The following is a 12,293-nucleotide window of genomic DNA, read 5'->3' as shown; positions in this document are numbered from 1 at the left end:
TTTTATTTTGTGTATGTCAGAAGGCAAGACGTCCTGCAGCGACGCATCGAAGGAGACTGGGCCAGATGGCATATCGCGCATTTCGCCGTACGGCGGCATCGTTCCTGCTGGCGGGTCTCGGCGCCGCAGACGCCCAGGCCGCGCCTGCGCGATTCGATGAATTCCGCTATGAGGGCCGCGCGCAGGAACGGGTCACCGTCGCTGCCGACGAATACCGCAACCCTGTGCTGTCGGGCTATTACCCTGACCCGTCGATCACGCGGGTGGGGGACGATTATTATCTCGTCACCTCCAGCTTCACCCATTTTCCCGGGCTGCCGGTGTTCCACTCGCGCGATCTGGTGACATGGAAGCAGATCGGCAATGCAATAGATCGCCCGGAGCAGCTTGATTTTTCAGGGCTTCCGGTGTCGCAGGGGGTGTTCGCGCCGGACATCTCGTATCACGACGGCACGTTCTACATCGTCAACACCTGCGTGCGGTGCAAAGACAATTTCTTCATCACCGCCAAGGACCCGGCAGGCCCCTGGTCGGACCCGGTCTGGCTGCCGTTCGAGGGGATCGACCCATCGATCTACTGGGAAGGCGACAAGGCCTATATCATCAACAACCGCGCCCCCGACGAGCCCAAGCGCTATGACGGCCACCGCGCGATCTGGATCCAGGAGTTCGACTGGCGCAGCGGCAAGATGGTGGGCGAGAGCACCCAATTGGTCAACGGCGGCATCGACATCCGCACCAAGCCGATCTGGATCGAAGGGCCGCACATTATCAAGAAAGACGGCTTCTATTATCTGATCGCGGCCGAGGGCGGGACCGGCGACAAGCACAGCGAGGTCGTGCTGCGCTCGGACAAACTGCGCGGCCCTTATGTTCCCTATCAGGGCAATCCGATTCTCAGCCAGCGCACGCTCGATCCCGCACGACCCAATCCGGTGACATCGGCGGGGCACGCCAAGTTCGTGCAGACGCCCGATGGCAACTGGTGGGCGACCTTCCTTGCCACCCGGCCCTATGGTGATGATCTCTACAATATCGGCCGCGAGACCTTTCTGCTCCCCGTCACCTGGCGCCACGGCTGGCCGCATATCCTGCCTGATGGCGACCGCATTCCGTTCACTGCCAAGCGCCCTGCCCTGCCCGCAGACCGTCCCGGCGCCCCGCCATTGTCGGGCGATTTCGGCTATGTCGACAGCTTCGACGGGCCCAAGCTGGCGATGCAGTGGATCGGCGTGCGCACGCCCAAGTCTCCGTTTCATCGGATGGAAAACGGCGCGCTGGTGATGGAGCCAGCCGCGGCGATGGGCGATCAGCAGGGCGTCCCCGCGTTCTGGGGCCGGCGTCAGCAGCATCATGTCGCGACTGTCTCGACGGTCCTGCACTACGATCCCGACAAGGACGGTGACCGCGCCGGGCTGGCAGCGATGCAGAGCGACCAGTCGTTCCTGTTCTTCGGGCTGACCCGGATCGGCGGCAAGACGATGGTCGCACTGACCACGCGCAACCGGGCGGATAGCGACACCTTGGTGGCGTCCGCCCCCGTCACCCCGAGCGGTCCGGTGACGCTGACGATCCGCGCCGATCGTGGCACGATGGCGTTCGATTACACGGTCGGCGGCAAGATGCAGACGCTGAAGTCTGATCTCGATGCGCGCTTCCTCAGTACCCGCGAGGCGCGCGGCTTCACCGGCACGGTCATCGGCCCTTATGTGGGACGCCACTGATGCGGGCATCTGCCTTGCGATCCTGCGCCGCGCTGATCGCCTGCGGCATGGCGGCGCTGCCCGCGATAGCGCAGCCGGTGCTCGACCCTGTCTTCGGCGACCATGCGGTGCTGCAACGCGAACACCCCATCGCAGTGCGCGGCCGTACCGCCCCCGGTGAGGCCGTCACTGGCCGCTTGGGCCAGATGGAGGCCAGTACCCGCGCCGACGACGAAGGACGGTTCGATCTCGACTTCCCCGCAATGGCGGCGGGCGGGCCGTACAGTCTCACGGTCACCACGGCGAGCGGCACCGCAAGCGCAACCGACGTGCTGGTCGGCGATGTTTTCCTGTGTTCGGGCCAGTCGAACATGGAACTGGCCGTGGCGCGCGCGCAGGATGCCGACAATCAGATCGCCGCCTCCGACGATCCCATGCTGCGGCTGTTCTCGATCGAGCGCAAAACGGCCCTCGCACCGACGCGCGACCTGGGCAAGGTCTCCGGCTGGCTACGATCCGGGCCCCAGACCGCGGGCGGGTTTTCGGCAGCCTGCTTCTACATGGCACAGGACCTGCGGCGCAGCGCGAATGTTCCGATCGGCGCGATCCACAGCAGCTGGGGCGGCAGCAGGATCAGCGCGTGGATGGGCGACGATGCGCTCACCGCATCCGGGCTGGGTGCAGCATCGGAACTGCGCAAGCTCTATGCGCGCGATCCTGCCGCCGCTTCGGCGCAAGCGGGCAGCATCTGGGAAGCCTGGTGGCGCAAGGCCAGCGGCGATGCCTCGGGCCGCGAACCGTGGCAGGCCGATGCAGCGCTCGATTGGCAGCCGGTGCCACGCATCGGCTATTGGGAAGACTGGGGTGTCGATGCGCTGAAAGCGTTCAACGGCATGGTCTGGTTCCGGCGCGTACTCACCCTGACCCCGGCCCAGGCGCGCCAGTCTGCCACGCTGGCGATCGGGCCAGTCGATGATGCCGACCAGACCTGGGTCAACGGCAGGCCGGCAGGAAGCGGCGGCAATCCCGCCAAGCCCCGCATCTATGCGCTCAAGGCTGGAGCCCTGCAGGCGGGGCGCAACGTCATCACGGTCAACGCCAACGACAGCTATGGCCGCGGCGGCATGCCCGGACCAGCCGAGGCGATGCAGCTGGTGCTCGCAGACGGCACGGTGATCGCACTGGGCGACGGCTGGGATTATGCCATCGAGACGCGCAAGGCCGCGCGGCCACCCCGCGCGCCCTGGGAGGATACCGCTGTGGCCGGCACGATCTATAACGCGATGATCGCGCCACTGGGCCGCATCGGTCTGAAAGGCGTGGCCTGGTATCAGGGCGAATCCGATGTCGGCCTGCCGGGATATGCCGGTCGATTGACGGCGATGATGGCTGGCTGGCGGCAACAGTTCGGCCTCAGCAACCTGCCGTTCGCGATTGTTCAGCTCGCAGGCTTCGGGATGCCTTCCACCAGCCCTTCCGAAAGCGGTTGGGCCGAGCTTCGCGAGGAACAGCGGCAAGCCACACAAGCGGACACCGGGCGATCTGCGCTAGCGTTGGCAATAGATCTTGGTGATCCGCTCGATATCCATCCGGGCCAGAAGCGCGAAGTCGGGCGACGCCTCTCCAGGGCGATGCAGACGCTGGCCTATGGTGCGGCCCGGCCCGCCACCGGGCCAATCATCGCAAATGCTGTGCGCACGGCCGATGACAAGCTGCTGTTGACCTTTGTCGGTGTCGAGGGTGATCTGACGACGCGCAACAGCCCGGTTGCGATCGGCTTCGAGCTGTGCGGCGCGCAAGGCGGATCATGTCGCTATGCCCTGGGCCAGGTATCTGGCCGCACCGTCCTGCTGCCTACGGATGGCCAGTCTGTGACGCGGGTACGCTATGCCTGGTCCGACACCCCGGTGGTCAACCTTTTCGACGCCGCAGGGCTGCCCGCAGCGCCGTTCGAAATCACAGTGCCGTGATTGCCTGTGTCTTGGCGACACGCGCTGCATGTCGCTTCAGCCCCGGCCCCGTCGGAGCGTCTCGGAAGGTGACTCGCCACAGAGCTGCCTGCAGAAGCCAGCAAAACGGCCAAGCTCGAAGAACTGCCATTCGGTTGCAATCCCGGATATCTCCCGGCTGGCCGGGGCGTTTTGCATCCAGTGTCGACATTATCGTGCAGCGGCCCTGGCGGATGAATTATTCACTCAGCCTTTGCCACCGAGAATCCCAGTCCAATAGGGATACTGATTTCTACCTCCGCAACGAAGATCGATATCTTTGGAAGGCCTGTGGGGTGTGCGGTTGGTTCGGATGTCGGCGCGCCGTGCCGTAAACGGGCTGGGGTAGCGGGTCGCCGGCTAGGTGCGCCGGTCACCGATGAACAGGGCGAGCGCGGCGAGCACCGATCCCAGGCTCATCAGCAGGGCGACCATCGGCAGACCATAGCCGGCGGCAAACAGCAGCCCGGCCAGCGCCGGGGCGAGCGCCGATCCGCCGCGTCCCACCCCGATGACAAAGCCCGTCGCCGATGCGCGCAGGGCGACCGGAAAGCGCGTGGCGACAATGGCGTACAGGCCGACAACCCCGGCATTGGTGACGAAGCCGGCGGCCGCTGCGACCATCGACAGGCGCGCAAGATCGGGCTGGCCCATGCCGAAAATGACCACCAGCACGCACGAAAGCGCCATGGCCGCGATGGTCAGGCCACGCACCGGCAGGCGCAGCGTCATCAGCCCCAGGACCAGCGATCCCGATGCTCCGCCGACACTGGCCCAGACCAGTACCCCTGCCGCCTCTGCCGGGGGATAGCCGAGATCGGCCACGATCTTGGGGATCCATTTCATCACGAAATAGAAGGTCATGATATGGCCGAGATAGGCGAGCGTCATCGCCGCCGTCACCTTGAGCCATTCGGGCGCGAACAGCCGCGACAGCGGCACCCGCCCCGTTTGCGCATGGTGCTGCGCAAGGCTGGCCACCGTGCGGTGGCCCATCGCCTTCAGCGTGCGGTTGATCCGTTCAAGCGCATTGGGCGGCTGCCGGCTGGCTAGGAACGCGATCGATTCCGGCACGCGCCACCATGTCACCGCGATCATCAGCGCAGACCAGGCCGCGCCAAACAGGAACACCGACGGCCATTCGAAATGCTGCAGCAGCTGCGTCGCCACCAGCCCGCCCAGCACCGTGCCGACCGGATAGCCGCCCGCCATCACCACCACCGCCAGCGGCCGATAGCGCGCGTTCGCCGCCTCTGCTGCGGCTGCATTGATCGCCGCGAGCATGCCGCCGATGCCGAGCCCGGTCAGCACGCGCCAGGCCGAGAGCGCTATAACGCCGCCCGCACTGGCTGCACCGAGCATGCCGACAGTCATCAGCGCGAGGCACAGCAAGATGGTGTTGCGCCGCCCGGCGGTATCGGCCAGCCGGCCCAGCGTCAGCGAGCCCAGCGCCATGCCGACCAGCTCCATCGACAGGACAAGCCCCAGCACGCCGCGGTCGATGCCCCAGGCAGCCGAAATGCCGGGCGATGCAAAGCTGATCGACATGACATCGAACCCATCGAGCGCATTCAGCCCGACCATCGTTGCAATGATCGACCATTGAAAGCCCGACATCGGGCCGGAATCGATCACGACCGCCGGATCTTCGGCCTCAGCCGCGCGCTCGCTCATGCCTGGTTCCTCTCGTTGCCGCCTGGTCCTGGTCCTTCCGGCAGCCCTGCCGGAAAGCCGGATCAATGCGTGTAGATCAATGCGTCGAGCGCCACCACACCTTCGCCCTGCGGAAAGACGATGACGGGGTTGAGATCAACCTCGGCAATGGCAGGGGTGCCCGCCATCACATCCATCATCTGCACCGCGAGCTGTGCCACCGCCGCGACATCGCAGGGCAGTGCGCCGCGATAACCGTGAAGCAGCGGCGCGCTCTTGAGCTTGCCCAGTTCGGCGATGATCGTCGCTGCGGTCATGTCCGGGGTCAGAAGGCGCGCATCCTGGAGCAATTCGGCGGTCACGCCGCCAAAGCCGACGAGCACCACCGGCCCCCATTGCGGATCGCGCTTGGCCCCGACGATCAGCTCGACCCCGCGCTTGCCCATCGCCTCGACCAGCACACCGTCCAGGTGCAAGGTTGCATCATAGGCTGCGACATTGGCATAGAGCCGGTCCCAGGCGCTGAGCAGCGCGGCTTCATCGGCAAGGTTCAGGATGACCCCGCCCGCATCGCTCTTGTGCCCCAGGGCGGCCGCCTGCGCCTTGATCGCGACGGGAAAGCCGATACGCTCGGCGATGGCGACAGCGTCTTCGGGCGTGGCGGCAAAGTCACCCGGCGGGAAGGCAATGCCTGCAGGGGCCAGAAAGGCCTTGGCCTGATATTCGGGAATGACCCCCCTGCCCACCGGCAGATCGAGCGCAACCGGTGCAGGCGCACGTTCGGCAAGGTCCCGCTTGGAAAGCGCCATCAGCCGGGCGATCGCACGAAAGGCACGTTCGGTGCTCGGGAATACCGGAACGCCAGCCGCACGCAACCGGTTCAGGTCCTCGCGCGATGGGGCCGTGCCTTCGTCCAGGCTGGCGTAGATCAGGGGCTTGGCCCTCGCGCCGCCCTCGACCGCGCCGAGCAGCGGCGGCAGCTTGATCGCCATCGTCGTCGCGTCGGTCTGGATGATGCCGGTGACGATGCAGCCGAAACGATCATCGGCCTGCAACGCTTCGACCAGACGGCTGTAGATCGCAGGCTCGACCAGCCCCTGCGCGGTGATGTCGAGCGGATTGCTGACCGCGACAAAATCCGGCATCGCCGCGCGCACCGCAGGGGCACCGGCATCGTCGAGCACCGGCAGGTCGATGCCCAGCTCTTCGCACAGGTCGAGCGTCAGCGCCTTGAACGCGCCCGATTCCCCCAGCACGGCAAGGCCGCCCGAAGGCAGGGCCGGACAGCGCGAGGCGATCTCCGCAATATCGCCCAGCTCTTCAAGTGTCTCGGCAAAGACGACTCCGGCGCGCTCCACCATGGCGCGCATCAGCACGTAATCGCCTGCCATTGCGCCGGTATGGGTGGCGGCACTTTCGCGCGCCGCACTCGACTTGCCCGGGTGCAGCAGAACGATCAGCTTGCCCGCCGCGCGCGCTGCCCTGGCGGCTGCCAGAAAGCGCTGCGGCTGGCGGAACTGCTCGACGATCATCGCAATCACCTGCGTATCGGCATCGCCGACCAGATGCTCGACATAATCCTCGACGCCCGATCCCGCCTCGTTGCCGGTGGAGATCGACAACCGGACATTCATCTCGCGCGACAGGAAGGTCGTGGCCAGCACCGCCGCCATCGCCCCCGATTGCGAAACGATGCCGATGCCGCTGCCCGATCCCGGCTGGGGCACCAGCGTCTCGACAAAGGTCAGCGGAATGCGGTCGGCATAGTTGACCAGGCCCAGGCAATTGGGCCCCTCGATCACCATGCCCGCCTCTGCCGCGATCCGCGCCAGCTCATGCTGATCGGCCAAGCCCTGCTCGCCGCCCTCGGCAAAGCCGGCGGAAAAGATGATCGCCGCACCGCAGCGACGCTGCCCCAGCGCACGCACCGCATCCAGCACGCCGGCGCGCGGAATGGCGAGCACCGCGACATCGACTTCCATCGGCAGGTCGTCGATCGAGGCGAGGCACGGCCTGCCGCCGATCTCGGCGCGCTTGGGGTTGATGAGGTGGATATCCCCGGCAAAGCCGTTGCGCTCCAGGTTGGTGACAACCGTCGCGCCCAGCGCACCGGGCTTGTCCGACGCGCCCACTACCACCACCGATCGCGGCGACAAGAGGCGGCGAACATCCGGGCGCGGGGCGGCCTTGGCTTCAAGGACTTGCACATCAGTCATGGTCAGGGTGCTCCGGAATCAGGCTGGCTGCTTGTTGATTGCATAGGCCCCAAGGCCCGGCTTGTAGGTCTTGTCATCGATGAACTGCTTGATGCCTTCCTTGCGTCCATCATTGTCAAAGCTGTTCGCGGCTTCCTGCGCACGGATCAGGAAATCCTCGGCATTGTCATAGCTCATCTCGCGCACGCGGCGGATCGCATCCTTGGTTGCCTTGAGCGCCACGGGATTTTTCTGCAGCAGCACGTTAGCCACCTCTTCGACCCGCGCCTGGAGCTGGTCGAGCGGCAGCGATTCATTGACCAGGCCCCATTCGGCGGCGGTCCTGCCATCGATATTCTCGCCCATCATCGCGTGGTACATGGCCTTGCGGAACGGCATCAGCTCGACCGCGACCTTGGACGCGCCGCCGCCGGGCAGGATGCCCCAGTTGATCTCCGACAGGCCAAAGGTCGCCTCATCCGCCGCGAAGGCGAGATCGCAGCCGAACAGCGGGCCATAGCCGCCACCAAAGCACCAGCCGTTGACCATCGCGATGGTCGGCTTCTGGTACCAGCGCAGACGCCGCCACCAGCCATAGGCCTCGCGCTGCGCCTTGCGGGTCGCGCCCAGGCCCAGCGCCTCGTTCTCGCGGAAATATTCCTTGAGGTCCATGCCAGCCGACCAGCTCGTGCCCTCGCCGGTCAGCACGACCACGCCGACATCTTCGCGATACTCAAGCTCATCAAGCACCCGGCCCATCTGACGGTTGAGCTTGGGGCTCATGCAATTGCGCTTCTCCGGGCGGTTGAACTTCACCCACGCAATGCGGTTCGCCACGGTATAGGCGACGGTTTCTTCTTCGGTACGTTCGGTCATCGGGTCAGGCCCTTTCTGCTGAAATGTCGGGAAATGTCTTGGAAATCGAACCAAACTGGGTCGCAGCGGAGCGCGCCGCGCGCGGCCATAATCGGCTGGGTCATGATGCGGAGGCCCAGTCGCGGATCAGATCGGATAATGGCCGGGTTCGGTTTCGACCGTGATCCAGCGCAGCTCGGTGAACGCATCGATCCCGGCCTTGCCGCCGAAGCGGCCATAGCCAGAGGCCTTGACCCCGCCAAAGGGCATCTGCGCCTCATCATGCACCGTGGGCCCGTTGACATGGCAGATGCCCGACTTGATCTGCCGTGCGACCTTGAGCCCGCGCGCGATGTCGCGGGTGAAGACCGAGGCGGACAGACCATATTCGGTATCGTTGGCCAGCGCGATCGCCTCAGCCTCGTCGCGCGCGCGCACCACCGCCACCGCCGGGCCGAAGCTTTCTTCACGGAACAGCCGCATCGCGGGCGTCACCCGGTCGACGACATGCGCAGGCATCAGCACGCCCTCTGCGGTGCCGCCGCTCGCCAGCACCGCCCCTGCCTGCAATGCATCGTGCACCAGCTCGTCGACATGGTTCACCGTCTTGCGATCGATCACCGCGCCCAGTGCCGCCTTGCCTTCGCGCGGATCGCCCACGGCCAGCGTCGCGACCTTGGCGGAGAATTTCGCGACAAAGCTGTCGGCCACCGCATCGACGACGATGATCCGTTCGGTCGACATGCAGATCTGGCCCTGGTTCATGAACGCGCCAAAGGCCGCGGCCTTGACCGCCTCGTCCAGATCGGCATCCTCCAGCACGATCAGCGGGGCCTTCCCGCCCAGTTCGAGAAGGCAGGGCTTGAGATGATCGGCCGCGCGCCGAGCGATGATCCGGCCGACAGCGGTCGATCCGGTGAAGTTGATTCGGCGCACGGCGGGATGATCGATCAGCGCGCCCACCACCTCGCCTGCGTCCTGCGGCGCGTTGGTGATCAGGTTGACGATGCCGTCGCCCAGCCCCGCCTCGATGAAGCACTGCACGATGAGGGCATGCGTCTCGGGGCACTGTTCAGACGCCTTGAGCACCACGGTATTGCCACAGGCCAGCGGCATGGCGATCGCGCGCACGCCCAGGATGATCGGTGCATTCCACGGCGCGATGCCCAGCACGACGCCCGCAGGCTCGCGGATCGCCATGGCAAGGCAGCCCGGCTTGTCCGACGGGATCACCTCTCCGCCGATCTGTGTCGTCATCGCCGCGGCTTCGCGCACGATGCTGACCGCGAGCATATGGTTGAAACCGGCCCAGGCAGCCGTCGATCCGGTCTCTGCCTGCATTGCGGCGATGAAATCGCCGGCGCGTGCGGCCATTGCGTCGGCGGCGCGGGTCAGCGCGGCGCGGCGTGCGCCCGGCCCCAGCGCGGCCCAGCCCGGCAAGGCGGCCTGTGCGGCATCTGCAGCGGCATTGGCATCGTCGGGCGTGGCGGCCACAGCCTGGGTAGCAATGTCACCGGTCATCGGGTCGAGCCGCTCGAACCAGGCGCCATGATCGACAGCTTTTCCGCCGATCGACAGGGGTGTCTTGAACATTCGGGTCATCCTCTGCTTTAATTGATATGTCGCATATCAATGTTGGCGAGGCGATGCAATCCGGGTAAAGCCGCTTATGGCCAAAAATGATCACAACCAGACCCTGCACGATCCGCTCGATGCACTGCTCGGCTATCAGCTTCGGCGGGCATCATCGGTGATGATGGCAGATCTGTCCGCATCGCTGCGCGAAACCGGCCTGCGCCCGGTCGAGGCATCGATCCTGCTGGTGATCGAATCATCCCCCGGCTGCACGCAAAGCGATGTCGGGCGGCTGCTGGCGATCAAGCGCGCGAACATGGTCCCGCTGATCGCGGGCCTGTTCAAGCGCGACCTGGTTTATCGCGCGCCGGTGGACGGGCGCTCGCAGGCGCTGTTCCTGTCGCCTGCAGGCGAAGCCTTGGCCAAAGAGGCGCACAGCGCCATCGACCGGCACGAGCAGCGCTTTCAGGCGCTGTTCGGCGATGCGGATGTCAGCAGGCTGCTGGCCGCGCTGCGCCAGATCCGCACGCTCGGCTGAACAGGCTGAGGTCGCTCCGCAGCGGGGCAACAAAAAACCAGCGTGCCGGCTGGACCGACACGCTGGCATGAGGGTGATGCGACCTCGTTGGGCTCTGTTAATCGTCGATGTTGCGGCGGAAGGTTTCCGGCAGGAAGATCAGGCCGATCACCACCGTGGCGGCTGCCACCACGACCGGGTACCACAGGCCGTAATAGATGTTGCCGGTGGCTGCGACCATCGCGAAGGCCGTGGTCGGCAGGAAGCCGCCGAACCAGCCATTGCCGATATGATAGGGCAGTGACATCGAGGTGTAGCGGATGCGGCTGGGGAAGAGTTCCACCAGCATCGCGGCAATCGGGCCGTAGACCATGGTCACCAGCATCGCCAGCGCCCAGAGGATCGCGATCACGGCCACCTTGTTGATCTTCGCCGTATCCGCCTTTTCGGGATAGCCCGCCGTGATCAGGCCCGCCTTGAGCTCGTCCTGGAAGCTCTTGATCGCGGCCTTCTTGTCGTCGCCCGAAAGCTTGGCGGCATCGGGGGCGGTGAACGTCTTGTCACCCACCTTCACCGTCGCGATCGTGCCCGCTGCGGCTTCGGCATTGCTGTAGCTGACGCCCGCCTTGGCAAGATAGGTCTTGGCGATGTCGCAGCTGGTGGAATCGAATGTGTTCTTGCCGACCGGATCGAACTGGAACGAGCATTCATTCTGGTGCGCGCTGATCGTGACCGGAGCCGAGGCCTGGGCCTGGGCCAGCACCGGATTGGCGGCCTGGGTCAGCGCGCCGAACAGCGGGAAATAAAGTACCGCCGCCAGCGCACATCCGCCCAGGATGATCGGCTTGCGGCCGATCTTGTCCGACAGCCAGCCGAAGAAGACGAAGAACGGCGTGGCAAGGGCAAGCGCAACCGCGATCAGGATATTGGCGGTCGCGCCATCGACCTTCAGGGTCTTTTCCAGGAAGAACAGCGCATAGAATTGCCCCGCATACCAGACCACCGCCTGGCCCGCGACCGCGCCCATCAGCGCGACCAGCACCCAGCGCAGGTTGCCCCATTGGCCGAACGCTTCGGTCAGCGGCGCCTTGGAGGTGGTGCCCTCGTCCTTCATCTTCTGGAAGACCGGGCTTTCGTTGAGCTGCAGCCGGATCCACATTGACACCGCGAGCAGCACGATCGAGATCAGGAACGGCAGACGCCAGCCCCATGCGGCAAAGGCTTCTTCCCCCAGCGCGAAGCGGAAGCCGATGACCACCAGCAGCGCCGCGAACAGGCCGAAGGTGGCCGTGGTCTGGATCCAGCTGGTATAGAGCCCGCGCTTTCCTTCGGGCGCATGCTCGGCGACATAGGTGGCAGCGCCCCCATATTCGCCCCCCAGCGCCAGGCCCTGGGCCAGCCGCATCAGGATGAGGATGATCGGCGCGGCAACGCCGATCGAGGCATAGCTGGGCAACAGGCCGACCGCGAAGGTCGAAAGCCCCATGATGCCCATGGTCACAAGAAAGGTGTTCTTGCGCCCGACCAGATCGCCAATGCGCCCGAAGACCAATGCGCCGAAGGGGCGGACGGCAAAACCGGCGGCAAAGGCGGCCAGCGCGAAGATGAAGCCGGTAGTCTCGTTCACGCCCGAAAAGAACTGGGCGGATATGTACGTCGCCAGCAGGCCGTATAGGTAGAAATCATACCATTCGAACACCGTGCCCAGCGAGGAAGCGGCGATGACCAGCTTCTCCCCCTGGGTAGCCTGGTGATGCTTGGGTAAAGCATCCTCATATACCGTAGCCATAATACCCACTCCTTGTGC

Annotated in this window: 8 protein-coding genes; 3 read left to right on the top strand and 5 right to left on the bottom strand. The window is 65.4% G+C overall.

Going from position 1 to position 12,293, the window contains the following annotated elements; genetic code table 11:
- Positions 1-65 precede the first annotated feature (65 nt).
- Both OU999_16975 and OU999_16970 read left to right on the top strand, forming a co-directional pair.
- Positions 66-1,724 (top strand): glycoside hydrolase family 43 protein, encoded by a 1,659-nt coding sequence (locus OU999_16975; protein ID WAC23405.1) that lies wholly within the window; start codon positions 66-68, stop codon positions 1,722-1,724.
- Entirely contained in the window at positions 1,724-3,673 is a 1,950-nt protein-coding gene (locus OU999_16970; GenBank protein WAC23404.1) for a 9-O-acetylesterase, read from the top strand. The genes OU999_16975 and OU999_16970 overlap by 1 nt, the downstream gene beginning before the upstream one ends.
- 378 nt (positions 3,674-4,051) lie before the next feature.
- Here OU999_16970 and OU999_16965 read toward each other — a convergent pair whose 3' ends face one another.
- From OU999_16965 to OU999_16950, 4 genes are all read right to left on the bottom strand, one after another.
- Positions 4,052-5,365 (bottom strand): MFS transporter, encoded by a 1,314-nt coding sequence (locus OU999_16965; GenBank protein ID WAC23403.1) that lies wholly within the window; start codon positions 5,363-5,365, stop codon positions 4,052-4,054.
- A 62-nt stretch (positions 5,366-5,427) separates the two neighbouring features.
- Positions 5,428-7,560 carry an acetate--CoA ligase family protein gene (locus tag OU999_16960; protein WAC23402.1) on the bottom strand — a complete coding sequence of 711 codons (2,133 nt, stop codon included), beginning with the start codon at positions 7,558-7,560 and terminating at the stop codon, positions 5,428-5,430.
- 18 nt (positions 7,561-7,578) lie between these two features.
- On the bottom strand, positions 7,579-8,415 hold the full coding sequence (locus tag OU999_16955; GenBank protein WAC23401.1) for a p-hydroxycinnamoyl CoA hydratase/lyase: 837 nt from the start codon (positions 8,413-8,415) through the stop codon (positions 7,579-7,581).
- 126 nt (positions 8,416-8,541) lie between these two features.
- Positions 8,542-9,987: an aldehyde dehydrogenase gene (locus OU999_16950; GenBank protein WAC23400.1), complete on the bottom strand. Its 1,446-nt coding sequence runs from the start codon at positions 9,985-9,987 to the stop codon at positions 8,542-8,544.
- Between the two features lie 76 nt (positions 9,988-10,063).
- Between OU999_16950 and OU999_16945 the strand changes: the two genes are divergently transcribed.
- Entirely contained in the window at positions 10,064-10,507 is a 444-nt protein-coding gene (locus OU999_16945; protein ID WAC23399.1) for a MarR family winged helix-turn-helix transcriptional regulator, read from the top strand.
- Between the two features lie 97 nt (positions 10,508-10,604).
- On the opposite strand, the gene OU999_16940 is transcribed toward OU999_16945, so the two are convergent.
- Positions 10,605-12,275 (bottom strand): MFS transporter, encoded by a 1,671-nt coding sequence (locus OU999_16940; GenBank protein ID WAC23398.1) that lies wholly within the window; start codon positions 12,273-12,275, stop codon positions 10,605-10,607.
- Positions 12,276-12,293 lie beyond the last annotated feature (18 nt).

Origin of the sequence: Blastomonas sp. SL216 (genome assembly GCA_026625625.1) — a bacterium.
Taxonomy (GTDB): Bacteria; Pseudomonadota; Alphaproteobacteria; order Sphingomonadales; family Sphingomonadaceae; genus Blastomonas.
Note: the sequence above shows the minus strand (reverse complement) of the source record. Positions and strands in the feature narration are given on the sequence as shown.